14 protein-coding genes and 1 pseudogene are annotated in these 17,408 nt (G+C 63.5%); 11 read left to right on the top strand and 4 right to left on the bottom strand.

All coding sequences use genetic code 11. The features are described from left to right. Positions 1 to 87: 87 nt before the first annotated feature. The 3 genes from IQK56_RS21215 to IQK56_RS21205 are packed head-to-tail and all read left to right on the top strand — an operon-like array spanning position 88 to position 2,541. Entirely contained in the window at positions 88 to 771 is a 684-nt protein-coding gene (locus tag IQK56_RS21215) for a response regulator transcription factor (protein ID WP_150761477.1), read from the top strand. Continuing rightward, the gene (locus tag IQK56_RS21210) at positions 768 to 2,048 is read left to right on the top strand and encodes a HAMP domain-containing sensor histidine kinase (RefSeq protein ID WP_193901813.1); all 1,281 of its coding nucleotides are present in this window, start codon (positions 768 to 770) and stop codon (positions 2,046 to 2,048) included. The genes IQK56_RS21215 and IQK56_RS21210 overlap by 4 nt, the downstream gene beginning before the upstream one ends. Positions 2,049 to 2,106: 58 nt before the next feature. Continuing rightward, positions 2,107 to 2,541 carry a hypothetical protein gene (locus IQK56_RS21205; RefSeq protein ID WP_122306031.1) on the top strand — a complete coding sequence of 145 codons (435 nt, stop codon included), beginning with the start codon at positions 2,107 to 2,109 and terminating at the stop codon, positions 2,539 to 2,541. A 9-nt stretch (positions 2,542 to 2,550) separates the two neighbouring features. Here IQK56_RS21205 and IQK56_RS21200 read toward each other — a convergent pair whose 3' ends face one another. After that, a complete protein-coding gene (locus IQK56_RS21200; RefSeq protein WP_193861743.1) occupies positions 2,551 to 3,948 on the bottom strand; it encodes an L-lactate permease in 1,398 nt (465 codons plus the stop codon). A 118-nt stretch (positions 3,949 to 4,066) separates the two neighbouring features. Here IQK56_RS21200 and IQK56_RS21195 point away from each other — a divergent pair, with 118 nt between their 5' ends. The 6 genes from IQK56_RS21195 (at position 4,067) to fecE (ending at position 10,887) form a co-directional block, all read left to right on the top strand. Then, positions 4,067 to 4,549, top strand: a complete 483-nt coding sequence (locus IQK56_RS21195) for an Lrp/AsnC family transcriptional regulator (protein WP_150761474.1) — start codon at positions 4,067 to 4,069, stop codon at positions 4,547 to 4,549. 81 nt (positions 4,550 to 4,630) lie between these two features. After that, positions 4,631 to 7,036, top strand: a complete 2,406-nt coding sequence (locus tag IQK56_RS21190) for a TonB-dependent receptor (RefSeq protein WP_122306028.1) — start codon at positions 4,631 to 4,633, stop codon at positions 7,034 to 7,036. Between the two features lie 183 nt (positions 7,037 to 7,219). Then, positions 7,220 to 8,134: a Fe(3+) dicitrate ABC transporter substrate-binding protein gene (locus IQK56_RS21185; protein WP_193901816.1), complete on the top strand. Its 915-nt coding sequence runs from the start codon at positions 7,220 to 7,222 to the stop codon at positions 8,132 to 8,134. Positions 8,135 to 8,136: 2 nt separating this feature from the next. Continuing rightward, the gene (gene fecC, locus IQK56_RS21180; RefSeq protein WP_150676389.1) at positions 8,137 to 9,126 is read left to right on the top strand and encodes an iron-dicitrate ABC transporter permease FecC; all 990 of its coding nucleotides are present in this window, start codon (positions 8,137 to 8,139) and stop codon (positions 9,124 to 9,126) included. Then, positions 9,123 to 10,091 carry an iron chelate uptake ABC transporter family permease subunit gene (locus tag IQK56_RS21175; RefSeq protein WP_193861742.1) on the top strand — a complete coding sequence of 323 codons (969 nt, stop codon included), beginning with the start codon at positions 9,123 to 9,125 and terminating at the stop codon, positions 10,089 to 10,091. Before fecC ends, IQK56_RS21175 begins: the two co-directional genes overlap by 4 nt. A 4-nt stretch (positions 10,092 to 10,095) precedes the next feature. After that, a complete protein-coding gene (gene fecE / locus IQK56_RS21170; RefSeq protein WP_193861741.1) occupies positions 10,096 to 10,887 on the top strand; it encodes a Fe(3+) dicitrate ABC transporter ATP-binding protein FecE in 792 nt (263 codons plus the stop codon). Between the two features lie 104 nt (positions 10,888 to 10,991). On the opposite strand, the pseudogene IQK56_RS21165 reads toward fecE, so the two are convergent. The 3 genes and pseudogenes from IQK56_RS21165 to IQK56_RS21155 all read right to left on the bottom strand — a co-directional run bounded on the left by IQK56_RS21165 (position 10,992) and on the right by IQK56_RS21155 (position 15,433). After that, positions 10,992 to 11,920 (bottom strand): annotated as a pseudogene (locus IQK56_RS21165) (aliphatic sulfonate ABC transporter substrate-binding protein). Continuing rightward, positions 11,917 to 13,248 carry an LLM class flavin-dependent oxidoreductase gene (locus tag IQK56_RS21160; protein WP_193861739.1) on the bottom strand — a complete coding sequence of 444 codons (1,332 nt, stop codon included), beginning with the start codon at positions 13,246 to 13,248 and terminating at the stop codon, positions 11,917 to 11,919. Before IQK56_RS21160 ends, IQK56_RS21165 begins: the two are co-directional and overlap by 4 nt. Position 13,249: 1 nt before the next feature. Then, positions 13,250 to 15,433: a TonB-dependent receptor gene (locus tag IQK56_RS21155; RefSeq protein WP_193861738.1), complete on the bottom strand. Its 2,184-nt coding sequence runs from the start codon at positions 15,431 to 15,433 to the stop codon at positions 13,250 to 13,252. A 208-nt stretch (positions 15,434 to 15,641) separates the two neighbouring features. Here IQK56_RS21155 and IQK56_RS21150 point away from each other — a divergent pair, with 208 nt between their 5' ends. Continuing rightward, positions 15,642 to 16,664, top strand: a complete 1,023-nt coding sequence (locus IQK56_RS21150; protein WP_122305114.1) for a LacI family DNA-binding transcriptional regulator — start codon at positions 15,642 to 15,644, stop codon at positions 16,662 to 16,664. 29 nt (positions 16,665 to 16,693) lie between these two features. Then, positions 16,694 to 17,308: a TetR/AcrR family transcriptional regulator gene (locus IQK56_RS21145; protein WP_122305115.1), complete on the top strand. Its 615-nt coding sequence runs from the start codon at positions 16,694 to 16,696 to the stop codon at positions 17,306 to 17,308. Positions 17,309 to 17,408: the final 100 nt, after the last annotated feature.

The raw sequence follows: 17,408 nt of genomic DNA, 5'->3' as shown, positions 1-17,408 counted from the left end.
GTTAACCGAATGTCAAGTTAGGTAAAGGTTGGCCTGCAAACCCGCGCCAGGGCCGATAATGCGCGCCCCCCCACTGACGAGCCCGCGATGATCTCCGTACTGTTAGTCGACGATGACCAGGAACTGACTGGAATGCTGAGCCAATACCTGGAGCGCGAAGGGTTTGCGGCGACGGCCGTGCACACGGGCGAGGAGGGCGAGGTCGAGGCACTGTCTGGGCGCTACAGCATTGTGGTGCTGGACGTCATGCTGCCCCAGCGCTCGGGGATCGAGGTGCTGCGGCGCATCCGCGCCGTCAGCCAGGTGCCGGTGGTGTTGCTCACCGCCCGTGGCGACAACATCGACCGCATCACCGGCCTGGAGCTGGGTGCCGATGATTATGTGCCCAAGCCCAGCTCACCGGGGGAGTTGGTCGCTCGCCTGCGCGCCATCATGCGCAGGGTGCAACCGGTAGGTCAGCCAACCTCGGAGATGATCAAGACCGGCTCGCTGGTGTTATGGCCGGGCAAGCGCCAGGCCCTGTGGAACGGCGTTGAGCTGGGCGTGACCAGCACCGAGTTCAGCCTGCTCGAAGAACTCGCCCGCAGTGCCGGCCAGGTGGTGAGTAAAAAGGACCTGTCGTTGAACGCCTTGGGCTGCCCGTTGACCCGCTACGACCGGCGTATCGACGTGCATATCAGCAGCATTCGGCAAAAACTCGGGCCACGTCCGGATGCCAAGGCCTGGATTCAAAGCGTGCGTGGCCTCGGCTACCTGTTGATTGCCGAATGACCAAGCCCAGCCTGCTGTTCTGGAAACTGTTCCTGGCCTTTTGGTTGGCCACCAGCCTGACGTTCCTGGTGGGCGTTGGTGTGCTGGAACTGGGTCGTTTCCGCCCGAATGACCCCCATGTGCAAACGATCCTGGCGGCTGAAGAGCAGTTGTTGCAGCAGTTCGGTGTGGAGGCGGCCGGGCAATTGCTGACGGTCTGGGAGCGTCCGGCCGACGAGGCCATTGGTGTCTATGACAGCGCGGGGCAATTAGTGGCGGGTTCTCCCGTGGCGCAACCGGCCTACGAACGCTCGGTGATCAGCAAGCAGGGCCAGGTGCTGTCGATCCGCTCCACCCACGCCCCGGATGCCCAAGGCAGGCCGTGGCCACACACGCCGCTGCTGATCGGCACGCTGATGAGCGCATTGTTCAGCGGCTACATGGCGTATTACCTGGCGTGGCCCCTGGCTCATCTGAAACGCGCCATGAGCGACGCAGCCCAGGGACGTTTCGAAACCCGGGTCAAGCCCGCCATGGGCAAGCGTCGCGATGAAATCGTCGACCTGGCCGAAGACTGCGACCGCATGGCCAACCAACTGAAGGTGCTGGTGCAAGCCCAGCAGCACTTGTTGCATGACATCTCCCACGAACTGCGCTCGCCGCTGACGCGCCTGCAAGCCGCCATCGGCCTGCTGCGCCAGGATGGGACGCGCCTGGAAATGCTCGAACGCATCGAGCGCGAATCCGAGCGCATGGACACCCTTATCGAAGCCCTGTTGACCCTGGCACGCCTGCAAGGCCGGCCCGACAGCATCGAGCGCGAGTCCGTGGATATCGTCGAATTACTGTCGATGATTGTCGAAGACGCGCAGTTTGAAGCCGACATCAAGGGCTGCCGCGTGCAGTTGCAGGCTTGCCCGCCGTTCATTGCCTGTGCCAGCGGCGAATTGCTGTACCGCTGCTTCGAGAACGTGATCCGCAACGCCGTGCGCTACACCCGACCGGACACCACCGTGTGGGTGTCGGCCCAGATCAGTGCCGATGGCAACCGCCTGCGAGTGCAGATCTGCGACCGAGGACCGGGGGTTGAAAACCATCGCCTAAAAAGCATTTTCAACCCGTTCGAACGCGGTGCCGGGGACAGCAGTGTCGGGTTCGGCCTGGGCCTGGCCATTGCCGCCAGGGCCGTGCAAATGCATGGCGGCACCATCCTGGCGCGCAATGAGGCGGCCGGTGGGCTGACCGTGGAAATCAACCTGCACAGTGCGCGATCTTTACACGACATTACATTGGCTTGACCGCCCTGTACGTCGCACCTCTTTAGACTGGCCACCATTGAGTGAGTGGAGGTTGGCGATGTTTCAGGTGCATAAAAAAGGCTTTGTGCCCGGCAGGAAAATGGTCGATGGCCTGGTCCCCTATGACTTCTTTTGCGAAGACAGCCCGGCGATCAATCTCTTCGTCTTCACTGGCGCCGCCACACCGGATGCGACGGTACAGGAGCAGACCTTGTGGGGCTTCACGCGACTGGAACGGTTCGAGGCGATGACCCATGCCCTGGTCGGCAACAAGCAACAGGCCGGCTGGTTCCAGAGCGTCAGTGTGCTCACCGGGCCCAACCAGAACGGTACGCAGAGCGTGAAATTCCAGCGCGTGTTGAAGATCATCAAGCACGCAAACAACACCCGCAACGTTGATTACGAGATCCTCACCGACGAAGGTGACACGTACTTCACGCGCCAGAGTGTCACGGCAGACAGCGCACAGACAGTCATCTATTCGGCCGTGTAGCCGCGCCCCTCAAACCCCCAGCAACACCCAGCCTGCCAGGGCCACCAGCCCGGTGTTCAGGCAAGCCAGTGCAAAGCCGAAGCGCACCAGTTGGCCTTCTTCCTCCGGGCTGGTTTTGGCAAGCCCCAGGACCAGCATCACAATCGACAGCGAACCGAGTGCCGCATGCCCGGCTGCGCTGTTCTGCACTGCCGCCAGCAACAGGCGCGACGACTCCGGCAGCAATGCCACCGCCGGCATGAAGATCGCGTTGCCGCCGACGTTCGAGCCCGTCATGTAGCCGGACAGCCCGCCCAGCAGCGCTACCATCGGCACGGCGGCCAGGTCGGGCAAGCTGCCCAGCACCTGCACCATGCCATCCAGAAAGCCCGCCTTGACCATCATTTGCGACATGGCCAGAAAGAAGAAAATCGTCAGTAACGGTCGCCGCGCCCGAGCCCCCAGGGCGCCGAGCAGGTTGTTGCCGCGATCCCGATGAACCCACAGCAACACCAGCAGCAAGGCGATGCCCGGTGATGCCAGGGGCTTCCAACTGACGTTCATGCCCCGCACCACCCACGCGTCCTCAAGATGGGTCAGGGCATTGAGGCTCTTGAGCAGCACGATGCACAGGATCAGTGCCAGGTACGGCCATGCGCTACGCGGCCAGGCCGGTGTTGTTGCGCCCTGGCGCCGAAACAGCGCCAGCAGCAGCGTCCCCGTGGCAACGCTCAGTCCCGCGCCCACGCCAGCCACCTCCGGCCCCAGCCAACGGCTCAACCCGTAGAGCACCAGCACAAACAGCAGTCCAAAACCAATAAAAGCGCGGGTGATACCTACACCGCACAGGTATGAAGCCAACGCTGCCAGTGCGATAAATACCGGTGCGCTGGTCAGCGCCGAGGTGGACGCCAGGGTTGAGGCATCCACATGGGCCAGTGAAGCGCCGATCACCGTGGCCAACCCCAGGGTGCCCCACGGCATGATCGCCATGCCGGTCAACGCCACCCGCAGCGCAACGCGGCGTTCGAACAGGCTCAACAACAAGGGGAGGGTGGCAATCAGCGACACGCCAAACCCGGTCATGGCCTCCAGCAATGGCGCCAACCCCAATACGATGAACATCACCAACTCTGCGCGCTTGAGCCCCAATGCCTGCACCCATTCGCTCAACGCCTGATTGACCCCCATGCGTTCAATCACAATCACGAAGGCCAGGCCCGGCACGATCACAAACGCGGTGCTGGCGAACAGCACAGCGGTGTCCTTCAAGGCCGCCACGGCGGCACTGGCCAACAATCCATCGATCAGCCATAACACTGCCACCAGGCCAGCGCCGGCCATGGCCGCCTGCACCGGCGGGCGGCGCAGCACCATCAGCATCGACATCACCAGCAACACCGGCGACAGGTGAATCAAAAAGCCCATGAGACGCTCCATTTCTGCATGCTGAAGGAGTTGGGATAGTATTGAGGTCCCGGTCGTCATTGGTCTCTGAATCGAGGCTGTTTTCGATAAAATTTCTCACCCTGTCGAGCACGCCCGAATGGCCAAACCCGCTTCTTCCACGCTGGATCTGGACGGCTTCGACTGGTCCATCCTGGCCCTGGTGCAGCGCGATAACGCCTTGCCCCTGCGCACCCTCGCCGAGAAGGTCAACCTCTCCACCGCCGCGGTGCAACGGCGCATCAAACGCCTGGAAGAGGGGGGAGTGATCATTGCGAATGTGGCGCTGGTCGACCCGGTCAAGGCCGGCAAGCCAATCACCATCATTGCCGAGGTGTCCGTCGAACGTACCAGTATCGACGCGCTGACGACGACCAAGGCCAGCTTCTGCGTGCCCCAGGTGCAGCAGTGTTATTACGTCACCGGCGAAGCGGATTTCGTGCTGGTGCTGAATGTCGCCAGCATGCAGGAATACCAGGACCTCGCCGCCCGGCTGTTCGCCGAGAACCCCAATGTGAAGTGGTTCAAGACCTTGGTGGCGCTGGACCGGGTCAAGGTGGGGCTGGAAGTACCCATTGGCTGAAAAATAACTGTCGAAGCCTGTCCCTTTTTTTCACCTCGCCTGTCATTGCAGGTAAGTGAACAAAATCGAGAGCTTCTTCCCATGCCCGCAGTCCTACCCTTGCGCTTGCGCCCGTTGCTCAAACTGAGCCTGATGCTGAGCCTCAGTGCCAGCCCGCTGTTCGTCCCCACCAGCTTTGCCGAAGACAGCGCCGCCCGCCGCAGCTATCAAGTGCCGGCCGGCAGCCTGAGTGCGGCGTTGACCCGTTTTGCCGGGTTGTCGGGCGTCAACCTGTCGGTGGACCCGGCGCTGGTCAGCGGGCGCAGCAGCAGCGGTTTGTCCGGCGAGTACGGCGTGGAAGAGGGCTTCGCACGCCTGCTGCAAGGCTCCGGCCTGCAATTGCAACCCATGGGCGAACAGGCCTATATGCTGATGCCGGCGCCGGAGGGCAGCACCCTGGAACTGGCGCCGACCTCCATCCTCGGCACCACCGGCCTGTACGACGGTGACACCTACGCCGGTGGCCAAGTGGCGCGCCGTGGTTCCCAAGGGTTGCTGGGCACGCGGGACTTTATGGAAACGCCGTTCAGCATGACCACCTACACCGCCGATGCGGTGAAGAACCAGCAGGCGCGCACCCTTGGTGACCTGATCAACAGCGACCCGTCGGTACGTGCTACCAACCCGGCCGGTGGGCGTTACGAGCAGTTCACCATTCGCGGGTTCAGCCTGTTCAACAGTGATGTGTCGTACAACGGCCTTTACGGCGTGCTGCCGACCTACACCATCGACATGGAAATGGCCGACCGCGTCGACATCTTCAAAGGCCCGACCCAGTTGATCAACGGCATCTCGCCGCGTGGCAGCGTGGGCGGCGGGATCAACGTGGTGCCCAAGCGCGCCACCGACAAGGACATCACCTCGTTCACCGGCAGTTGGGCCTCGGATAGCCAGGCCGGCGGCGCGGTGGATGTGGGTCGGCGCTTTGGCGAGGACAACAAGTTCGGCCTGCGTTTCAACGGCGTGAAGCAGTCCGGCGATACCGAATGGGATCACCAGAGCGTCGACCGCGAGATGGCCGTGCTGGGCCTGGATTTCCGCGGCGAGCGCCTGCGCCTGTCCACCGACATCGGCCGCACCGAGCGTGACACCGATGCACCGCAAGAGCGTGTGCAGGTCGCCGCCGCCGCGCCGGTGCCAAGTGCCAACGATGTGCGCCGCAACTACGCGCAATCCTGGAGCCAGGCCCGCACCAAGGACACCTTTGGCACGGTGAATGCCGAATATGACCTGAGCGACTCGGTGATGCTCTACGGCGGTGTGGGCGCACGTAAAAGTAATCACGAATTCCTGCGCCATGCCGTGTCGGTGAGCAATGCGGCCGGCGCGTTCACGGTATCGCCGCGGGATTTTACCCGCGATGAAAACGTGCGCACCGCCACGGCCGGCGTGCGCAACTGGTTCCATACCGGGCCGGTGAGCCATGAGGTCAACCTGGCGGCCAGCTACTTCTATATGGACTTCACCAACGGCGGGGCGCGGTATGCGAACGCATCGAGCAACCTCTACAACCCGGTACAAACCCCGACGCCGTCTGTGGCCACGCGCCAGGATGCGAAGGTGTACACCGAGAATAAATCCAGTGGCGTGGCCCTGTCCGACACCCTGGGCTTTTTCGATGACCGCCTGCTGCTGACCCTTGGCGCACGCTGGCAGCGGGTGATCGTGGACGACTGGAGCGATGGCATCAAAGGCAAGACCAACTACGACGAAGAGAAGGTCTCGCCCTCCGGTGGCTTGCTGTTCAAGGCCACCGACAAACTGTCGCTGTATGCCAACTACATGGAAGGCCTGAGCCAGGGCAAAATCGCGCCGTCCACCTCGCGCAACGAAGACGAGATCTTCCCGCCGTTTGTCAGTCGCCAGGTGGAAGTGGGCGCCAAGTACGACGCCGGTGCCTTCGCCGTGACGGCCGCCGTGTTCCGCATCAAGCAACCGGCCTACGAGACCAACGCGACCACGCGGTTGTTCGGGCCTAACGGCAAGCGCGAGAACACCGGTGCCGAGCTGAGTGTATTCGGCGAACCGCTCAAGGGTGTGCGCCTGCTCGGCGGTGTGATGTACATCGACAGCAAGCTCAAGGACACCACCAACGGCGCCTGGGACGGCAACCGCGCCCCGGCCACGCCCAAGTACAACGTCAACGTTGGCGCCGAATGGGACGTGCCGATGCTCGAAGGCCTGACCCTGACCAGCCGTGGCATCCATTCCAGCTCGCAGTACCTGGACCAGTCCAACGTCAAGGAAATCGATGCCTGGAATCGTATCGACGTGGGTGCACGCTACGGCTTCAAGGTCGACGACAAACACATCACCCTGCGGGCCAATGTGGAGAACGTCGCCGACAAACGCTACTGGAGTTCGGCGGGCGCATCGGATGACAGCGAGCCGGGCCTGACCTTGTCGACACCGCGCACTTACCTGCTGTCGGCCACTGTCGACTTCTAATACCTGTGCATACTGCGTGGGTGGATGCCTTCCCACCTGTGGCAAACCCGCTTGCCACAGGTGGGAAGGCATCAGTTAATGAGAATGTTTTTTGATCACGCCGCCCTGATATGGAATAGTACCCGCCGTTTTCCCCAGCCCGTCCAGCTGGGGTGTTTTAACGCCGAGGTCCTTGTCATGCGAATCCTGCGCTCCATCCCGATCCTTGCCGCCTGCGTCCTGGCGTTCTCCTCAAGCGTGCTGAGCGCTGCTCCCATCGACCTCAATGACGGCCAACACGCGGTGCACCTGCCCGATGCGCCCAAGCGCGTGGTGGTGCTGGAGTTCTCCTTTCTCGATAGCCTCGCCGCCGTTGACGTCACGCCGGTCGGCGCCGCCGATGATGGCGACGCCAACCGCGTGCTGCCCCGTGTGCGCCAGGCCATCGGCCAGTGGAAATCCGTGGGCCTGCGCTCGCAGCCGAGCATCGAGGAAATCGCCCGGCTCAAGCCGGACCTGATCGTCGCCGACCTCAATCGCCATCAAGCGCTGTACAGCGACTTGGCCAGCATCGCGCCGACGCTGCTGTTGCCGTCCCGTGGTGAAGACTACGAGGGCAGCCTCAAGTCCGCCGAGCTGATCGGCAAGGCGCTGGGCAAGAGCCCGCAGATGCAAGCGCGCATCGCCCAGAACCGCACGAACCTGAACACGATTGCCCAGCAGATCCCCGCCGGTGCCAGCGTGCTGTTCGGCGTCGCCCGCGAAGACAGCTTTTCCGTGCACGGCCCGGACTCCTACGCCGGCAGCGTGCTCCAGGCCATTGGCCTGAAAGTGCCGTCGGTGCGCGCCAATGCCGCCCCCACCGAATTCGTCAGCCTGGAGCAACTGCTGGCGCTGGACCCTGGTTGGTTATTGGTCGGTCATTACCGTCGCCCGAGCATCGTCGACAGCTGGAGCAAACAACCGCTGTGGCAGGTGCTCGGCGCCGTACGTAACCAACACGTGGCCGAAGTGGACGGCGACAGCTGGGCGCGCAACCGTGGGGTGCTGGCCTCGGAGCAGATCGCCGAAGACGCCCTGGCGATTCTCAAGGGCGGCAACGCCGTACTGAGCCAATAAGCATGGCGCGTAGTCTCGCGGCGGCGGGCATTGTGCTGCTCGGCGCGGTGCTGTTCTGGTTGTCGTTGTACAGCTGGTCGCCGTTCACTATCAGTGCGACCGATGCGTGGAATGGCCTCGTACACCAAGGCAGTGTGGGCGGCAATATGGCTTACATCGTCGCCCAGTTGCGTGTGCCCAGGGCGGTGTGCGCGGCGCTGGTCGGTGCCTGCCTGGGACTCGCCGGGGCGCTGATGCAAGGCATCACCCGCAACCGCCTGGCCTCGCCGTCGTTGTTCGGCGTGACGGCGGGCGCGGCGTTGGGGCTGGCGTTGTTTTCCACAGGCTTGGTCGCTCCGCCGTTTGCCGGTGGCGCCTTGCTGATGACCTGCCTGGGCGGTGCGCTGGCCTGGGTCACGGTGTTCAGTCTCGGTGGCGCCTGGTCGCCGACCACGGCCCAAGGCCGCCTGGTCCTGGCCGGTGTTGCGGTGGCCGCGTTGTGCGCGGCGTTGACCCGGCTGACGGTGATTCTGGTCGAGGCCCAGGCGCAAAGCGTTTTGAACTGGCTGGCCGGCTCCCTCGCCAATGTCGGTGCCGCCCAGGTGCAACTGCTGTGGCCGTGCACCTTGATCGGCGGCCTGTGGGCACTGTGGTGCGCGCCACGCCTGAACCTGATCAACCTCGGCGAAGACGCCGCCCGCTCGTTGGGCGTGGGCATCGCCAGCCTGCGTTTGCAGGTGTTTGTCGCCAGCCTGTTGCTGGTGGGCGCCAGTGTCTGCGCGGTGGGGCCGATTGGTTTTGTGGGGTTGATTGCGCCGAACATCCTGCGTCAGTTTCTCGGTAACGACTACCGCTGGCTGATCCCCCTGAGTGCGGCGCTGGGCGCGGTGATCGTGCTCGGTGCCGACCTGCTCAGCCGCGCCGTGGCCTTTCCGGTGGAAACCCCGGCCGGTGTGGTCACCGCGTTGATCGGCGCACCGTTCTTTCTATTCCTTGCCAGGCGCGCCCTATGATTCGCCCCCGTTTTCGCCTGTGGATGCTGCTCGGCCTGTTGCTGCTGGCGACCTTCGTCAGCCTCAGTGCCGGCACGCTGTGGCTCAAGCCCGTGACCGTCCTCGACCGCCTGCTGGCCCACGACGCGCTCGACTTCGAAGTGTGGAACCACCGCCTGCCGCGCAGCCTGATCGCGATCCTCGCCGGCGCCGCCTTTGGCTTGGCCGGGGCGATTGTGCAGGGCGTGATCCGCAACCCGCTGGCCTCGCCGGAAATCCTCGGCGTGACCCAAGGCGCCGGGCTGGCGCTGACCGTGGCGATCATCAGTTGGCCGCACTTGCCGATTGCCTGGCTGCCGCTGGTGGCCTGCCTGGGCGGTGCCGGCGGCGCTTTGCTGCTGGCGCTGTACAACACCGGCGTGAGTTTTTCCGGGGTGCGTTTCGCGCTGTCCGGGGTGGCAATTGCGGTGACCTTGTCCAGCGTCACCGAGTTTCTGATCCTGTCCCACCCGCTGGACATCAACACCGCACTGCTCGCCCTTACCGGCAGCCTGTGGAGCCGCAACTGGCACCATGTGGCGCTGGTGCTGCCGTTTGTGCTGCTGATACCGCTGGGGCTGTGCCTGGCCAAACCGCTGAACCTGATCGCCCTCGGCGATGAAGCGGCCCACAGCCTCGGCACCGCGTTGAGCCGCACGCGCTGGCTGGCGATGGCCTGCGCGGTGCTGCTCACCAGCCTGGGCGTGGGGGTGATCGGGCCGATTGGCTTTATCGGTCTGGTCGCACCGCACATGGCGCGGCGGCTGGTGGGCGGGCATCACCAGTACCTGCTGCCGGCGGCGATGCTGATCGGCGCGCTGTTGCTGGTGCTGGCCGACACCCTCGGGCGCACGTTGATCGCGCCCAGCGAAATCCCCGCCGGGGTACTTACGGCGGTGATTGGCGCACCGTATTTTCTTTGGTTGCTGGCACGGTTCAAGGGTTGATGACATGAGTATTCTCCAGGCCAGCCAGCTCGATATCGGCTACGGCGGCACACGTATCGTGCAGGGCCTTTCGTTTGCACCACCGGCGGGGAAAGTCACCGCGCTGATCGGGCCCAACGGCTGCGGCAAGTCCACCTTGCTCAAGGCCTTTGCGCGCATTCTCAAACCCACGCAGGGTGAACTGACCCTCGACGGCCAGGCTTACAGCGCCTTGTCCGCCCGCCAGTTGGCGCGGCAGGTCGCGTTTCTGCCCCAGGTATTGCCCGTGCCGGAAGGCGTCAGCGTGCGCCAGTTGGTTGCCTATGGGCGCAGTCCGCACAACTCACTGTGGGGACGCCTCAGTGGCAGCGATCAAACCCAGGTCACCCAGGCCATGCAGCGCCTGAAACTGGACAGCCTGGCCGACCGCGCCCTGGCGGACCTGTCCGGCGGCCAGCGCCAACGCGCATGGCTGGCTATGGTGCTGGCGCAGAACGCGCCGGTGGTATTGCTGGATGAACCGACGACCTACCTGGACATCAGCCATCAGGTCGAACTCATGGACCTGATGTGCGAACTGGCCGCTGAAGGCAAGACCGTGATCACCGTGCTCCACGACATCAACCAGGCCTGCCGTTATGCCGGGCATGTGGCGGTGATGCACGGCGGCAGGCTGGTGGCCGCTGGCGCACCGGGGGAGGTGATCAGTGCGCAGTTGATGCGGCAGGTGTTTGAGGTGCAGGTGCAGATCATCAATGAGCCGGTTTCCGGTACGCCGATGTGCATCGTGGAAAAAAGCACCCGCACTCACGGCTGACGCGGTCAAAAAATGTGGGAGGGCGTTTGCCCTCGATGGGCATGGGTATCTACACAACTCTCAAAGGCTCATACATAGCACTGTGGTGAGCGGGCTGTTGGATCTCAGTGGGCTTCGGGATTCCACACTGCCTGCTTCACCTCGATCGCCTTGGGCAGCAACCGATTCTGGAAGAACAGATCTGCCGTTGCCTGCTGCGCCTGAATGATCCCCTCATCAATCGGCAAAATCGGCGACGGCGGGCGGTTATCCATATAGCGCGCAACCACCTCGGCGGGCAGGCCCATGAAGTTGGTCAGCACGTTAAGGCTGTCCTCGCGCTGGCTGCGGGTCAGTGCTTCGGCACGGGTTAACTCACCCAGCAGGTCATGGATAAACCCGGCATTGTCCCGCGCATATTCACGCCGTGCGGTGTACACCGGCCCCGACAACCCCAGCCCTTCACCATTGGCCAACACATGGCTCGGGCTTTGGCTCAGGGCGAGGGACGAGTAGGGCTCCCAGATCGCCCAGGCATCCACGCTGCCTTGCTCAAACGCCGCCCGCGCATCGGCGGGTGGCAGGTACACCGGCTGGATGTCCTTGTAGCTCAGGCCGGCTTTATTCAGCGCACGCAGGATCAGGTTGTGGGAACTGGAGCCTTTCTGGAAGGCGACCTTCTTGCCTTTCAGATCCGCCACCGAATGCAGTGGGCTGTCATTGCGCACCAGGATGGTTTCGGCGCTGGGCTTGGGTGGTTCGGCGCGATGTAGACCAGGTCGGCCCCGGCGGCTTGGGCGAACAGCGGCGGGATGTCGCCGGTGGAGCCCACGTCCAGTGCGCCGACGTTGAGCGCTTCAAGCATCTGCGGGCCGGCGGGGAATTCGATCCACTTCACATCCGTCTGCGGGAAGCGTTTTTCCAACAGGCCATGTTCCTTGGCCAGGACCAGGGCGATGGAGCCTTTCTGGTAGCCGATGCGCAGGGTGTCGGGCTCGGCCGACCATGCGGTCTGGCTTATCAGCAGGGCCAATAACAGTGCTGGGACTTTCATGCTTGAGCCTCCTTGAAGCGATTTTCCGGGCGGGCCAAACCGAGGTTTTCGCGCAAGGTGGTGCCGGTGTATTCGGTGCGGAACAGCCCCCGCTTTTGCAATTCAGGCACGACCCATCGGGCAAAATCCTCCAGCCCGCCGGGCAGGTGCGGCACCAGGATATTGAAGCCATCCGCCGCGCCGTTTTCGAACCAGTTTTGCAGCTCATCGGCAATCTGCACGGGCGTGCCGATCAGGCTGTAATGCCCGCGCCCACCGGCAATGCGCCGGCCCAACTGCGCCAGTGTCAGCTGTTCGCGGTGGGCCAGGTCACTCAGCAATTGCTGGCGGCTGCGTTGCCCGCTGTCGGTCAATGGCAGTTCCGGCAACGGGCCGTCCAGCGGGTAGCCGGACAGGTCGAAATTGCCCAGCATGCGCCCGAGCAATGCCACGCCGACCTCGGGTTCGACCAGGTCCTGGAAGGCCGCGAATTTTGCCTGGGCCTCGGCCTCGGTATGCCCGACCACCACAAACACGCCGGGCATGATTTTCAGCGAGTCCGGCTCACGTCCGTATTGAGGCAGGCGCCCCTTGAGGTCGGTATAAAACGCCTGGGCATTGGCCAGCGACGTCTGCGCGGTAAACACCACCTCGGCGGTTTGCGCCGCCAGATCGCGGCCAGTCTCCGAAGAGCCCGCCTGCACGATCACCGGCTGGCCCTGGGGCGAGCGCGCCACGTTCAACGGGCCTTTGACCCGGAAGTGTTCGCCTGCATGGTCGAGCACGTGCAGCTTCGCCGGGTCGTAGTAGTTGCCGCTGGTTTTGTCGCGGACAAAGGCGTCGTCCTCCCAGCTGTCCCACAGGCCCGTCACCACCTGATGAAACTCGCGGGCGCGGCTGTAGCGCTCGGCATGGCCCACGTGTTCATCACGGCCGAAATTCTGCGCCTCGGCAGCGGCGTCCGAGGTCACCAGGTTCCAACCCGCGCGCCCGCCGGACAGGTGATCCAGCGAGGCGAATTTACGCGCCACGTGGTAGGGCTCGTTATAGGTGGTGGTTGCGGTGGCGATCAGGCCGATATGTTCGGTCACCGCACTCAGCGCCGAGAGCAGGGTCAGCGGCTCGAAATGATCCGAGCGCGCCATATGGCTGGCGATCTCGCCGGTGGGCGCGGCAATGCTGTCGGCCACGAACAGTGCATCGAACCTGGCCGCTTCGGCCACCTGCGCCAGGTGTTTGTACTGGGCAAAATCCAGCCCGGCGTTGGCCGGCACGTCCGGATGGCGCCAGGCGGCCACATGGTGCCCGGTGGCCATGAGAAAGGCGCCGAGTTTGAGTTGACGGCTCATGTCAGAAATCCTTGCGCAGTTGCACGCCGAAGTAACGTTCATCGTCACGGGGTACGGCGCGGTAGATGTAGTTGCCGCCGCTGGCCAGCAGCGGCGAGTAGGACTTGTCGGCGAGGTTTTTCGCCAGCAGCGCCACGCGCCAGCCGTTGCTGTAGTCGGCCAGGGCCACACTGGCGTTCCAGATGCCGTAGGCGCCTTGTTTAGTGTCGAGGTTCTGGCTGATGTCGTACTGCACTTCGCTCTGCCAGCTGTAGTCGGTGCCCAGTTCGATATCCAGGTCGTTGTCCAGCGGGATGGTGTAGTCGGCGCGTACGTAGCTCTTCCAGTCCGGACTGTAGGGCAGCGGCTTGCCATTGACGTTGCAGGTGGCCGCCGCGCCCGCCGGGCAGGCGAATTCATCGATGCGTGCACGGGTGTAGGCCAGGGCGCCGGAGAGCTTGAGTTGCTGGGTGGCCTGCAAGGCGTAATCCAGCTCGACGCCTTCGGTGCTGACGCTGCCGGCGTTGATCAAACGGGTCACCACTTGGCCGGCGACCGTGTCGAAAAAGTTGGCCTGGTAGTTGTCGTAGTCACTGTGGAACACCGCCAGGTTGGTGGTCAGGCGGTGGTTCCAGGCGGTGGCCTTGATCCCGGCTTCCCAGGTGTTGGAGGTTTCCGGCTTGAGCGCATCGGTGTCGCGCGGCTGCATGTTGAAGAATACGTTGTAGGCCGGGCCCTTGTAGCCGCGTGAATAGGTCAGGTAACTGGTGACGTTATCGCTGATGTCGTACTGCACGCCGAGGCGGCCGGACCAGCCGTCTTCGTCCACCGAGCCGGAGCTGGAGGTGGCCGGTTGAATCCCGCTGACGGTGGTGGCCGAGGTGGACACGCGGCGGTGATCGTATTTCAGATCGTCATGGGTGTAGCGCAGGCCGGCGATGCCGCGAAAGCGCGAGGTAAAGTTGAGTGTGGTTTCGCCGAACGCGGCGTAGCTGTCGCTGGTGGTGCTGTAGTCGGCGATGCCACGCTCGGTGCGGGTGGTGGAAGTGAGTGTGCGCTGATAGGTTTCCTGGTCCTTGCCATGCATGTAGAACAGGCCGCCGACGTATTCGAGGAATTCGCCCTTGGGCGAAGCCAGGCGCAGTTCCTGGGAGTATTGGTCGAAGGCCAGCTCACCTTTGTCGGCGGTGCCGGGGAATGCCGCAGTCACCGTGCCGAGGCGGTCGCCGTCCTGGTACTGGGTATTGTCCCAGCCGCGCCAGGCGGTGATCGAGGTCAGGGTGTAGTCGCCGAGGTTCCAGTCCAACTGGGCGGATAAACCTTTGTTGGTGTCCTCGACATGGCTGCGGGTATCGGTGTTGATGTCGCGGTTGTCGCTGGAGGCGCGCACCGGGTTCAAGGCGTTGCTGAAGGCCGGGGTCAACGACTTGCTGACGACACCATTCGGCGCGTCGTCGTGGGACTGCATGTAGTCGGCGATCAGGGTCAGCGTCACGTCGTCATTGGGGGTGAACTCCAGCTTGCCGCGAATGCCCTTGTGGTTGTAGCCGTTGACCTCCTGGCCGTTGTGCTGATTGTCGACATTGCCGTCGTAGCTGCCGAACAGCGTGCTGACCGAGCCCTTGAGCACGTCCGGCACCAGGCTGCCGCCGATGCCGAAGCGGGTGCGGCTTTCATTGCCGCTGTAGTAGGACTGGTCGATGTAGCCGTGGGTCTCGGCGGTGGGCGCCTTGCTGGTGATATTCAGCACACCGGCCGAGGCATTCTTGCCGAACAGCGTGCCTTGGGGCCCGCGCAGCACTTCAATGCGCTCCAGGTCGAGCAGGTCGAGGGTGGCCTGGCCGGGGCGCGCATAGACCACGCCGTCGATCACCGTGGCCACGGTCGGCTCCACGCCGGGGGAGGTGGAAATGGTGCCGACGCCACGCACAAACAGCGAGGTGTCCTTGTTCGACGCACCCGTGCGGAAGTTCAGCGACGGCACTTGTTGCGCGATGCTTGCCACGCCGTTGCGGTTGTCGCGCTCCAGTTGCTCGCCGTCCAGTACCGAGACCGCCACCGGGACTTTCTGCAGGGATTCTTCGCGCCGGGTGGCGGTGACGGTCACCGCTTTGAGGGTGGCTTGCGGCTCGTCGGCGGCAGTGGCGCCGGCCACTGGAAGCGCGGTCAGACCGGCAAGAAACAATAAGTGAGTGTGTTTGTGCATGCTGTGCCCGCTCGAAAGAAATGCCCTGGTCCGCTGCGGTTCTGCGACCGTCAGCGCCTGTGAAACTGTCGTGGGCATTCGCTTGAGCGAGTAGCAGACAGCGCGCCTTGTTAGCGCTAACATCGGCATTATTGTGAGCTATGCTTTAGATCGTCAAATACTTAAAAATTAGCTTTATATTCTTTTTGGTTGTTAACAGGGTTCTCTCGTGAACGAAGACAAACCGCGCAAACGCCGTGGCGCCGGGCGCGTCACCTTGAATACGGTGGCGCGCCAGGCCGGGGTATCGGCGATCACCGTGTCGCGTTACTTCAACCAGCCGGAACAGGTGTCGCCTGAACGGCGTGAACGCATTGCCCAAGTGGTTGCTGAGCTGGGTTATGTGCCCAACCTGGTGGCCGGCGGGTTGGCGTCGGCGCGTGGGCGGATCGTGGCGATGGTGATCCCGAACATCTCCGGACCGATTTTTGCCAACACGATCCAGGGCTTCAGCGACACCCTCAGCCACCACGGCTATCAGCTGTTGCTGGCGTCGAGTTACTTCAGCGCCGAGCAGGAAGAAAGCGCGGTGCGGGCGTTTCTCGGCTGGTCGCCGGCAGCCTTGGTGCTGACCAGCCGCTTCCACAGCGCGGCCACTGAAAAGATGATCGCCGACGCAGATATCCCAGTGGTGGAAACCTGGGACTACGTCCCCGAACGCGCACCGGTGCAGATCGGGTTTTCCCACTACCAGGTCGGTGTCACCGCCGCACGCTACCTGCACGGCAAGGGCTATCGGCGCCTGGCCTTTGTGCACAACAGCGTGGCGGGTGACTTCAGCGCCCAGGAGCGTGGCGAAGGCTTTGCCGCGACCCTGATCGAGCTGGGCGTGCAGCCACAGGTGTTCGTCCCGGACGCCGGCCGCGCAGCGTTCGACGCGGGCAAGCAGGCCATGGAAACCTTGATGGGCCACGCCACACCGCCGGACGCGATTTTCTTTGCCAACGACAACCTGGCCGCCGGTGGCCTGCTGGCCGGGCAGCGTTGCGGGTTAAAGTGTGCGGTGCTGGGGTTCGGTGACTACCCGTTTGCCGAGATGCTGCTGCCGAGCCTGAGCACGATCAAACCGCCGGCCCTGGAGATCGGCGTCCTGGCGGCAACCCGCGTGCTGCAAAGCCTGGGCGTGTTGCCGCAGGCTGTACAGCGTTTGAACCTGTTGGACTGCCACTTGATCGAACGGGAAAGCGCCTGAGCTTTTCTGCCGCCCACAAGGATTTGCCCATGACCGAACCTGCCCCCAAGACCCGCCGTGCGCCCAAAGGTGAAAAACGCCGCGAAGAGCTGCTGGACGCTGCCTTGCAAGTGTTTTCCCTGGAAGGCTACAGCGGTGCGTCGATGGCCCAGGTGGCGGGCATCGTGGGGATCTCGGTGGCCGGGTTGCTGCATCATTTTCCCAGCAAGATCTCGCTGTTGATGGGCGTGTTGCAGCGGCGCGATGAAGTCAACCAGCGCATTGCCGATGAAGTGCGTGCGGAGAAATCCCTCAATGGCTTGCTCGGCAGCCTGCGCGCGATCAATCGCTCGAATGCCACCGCGCCTGGCGTGGTGCGTGCGTTTACCATCCTGAATGCTGAAAGCCTGCTGGATACCCAACCCGCGTGGGGGTGGTTCCAGGCGCGCTACGCGGCGATTCACCAGCGTATGCAGGGGCAGTTTGCCGAGCTGGTGGCGGCGGGGGAGGTGCGCGGCGACGTGGACATCGCCGGGCTGGTGGAAGAGATCCTGGCCATGATGGATGGCCTGCAGATCCAGTGGTTGCGGTTTCCTGAGCAGGTGGACTTGGTGGCGCGCTTCGATACCTACATTGCACGGGTCGATGCAGCGATCCGAACCTGAGGCCAAAGTGGGAGAGGACTTGCCCCCGATGAGCATGGGTATCTACACATCTTCCAGTGGATGATGAATCTATGGCAAATAGGCTGTTGTGGTGAGCGGG

Origin of the sequence: Pseudomonas cyclaminis (assembly GCF_015163715.1) — a bacterium.
In the GTDB taxonomy this organism is placed as follows: Bacteria; Pseudomonadota; Gammaproteobacteria; order Pseudomonadales; family Pseudomonadaceae; genus Aquipseudomonas; species Aquipseudomonas cyclaminis.
The sequence above is the reverse complement of the archived record's forward strand: the minus strand, read 5'-3'. Positions and strand labels throughout refer to the sequence as shown.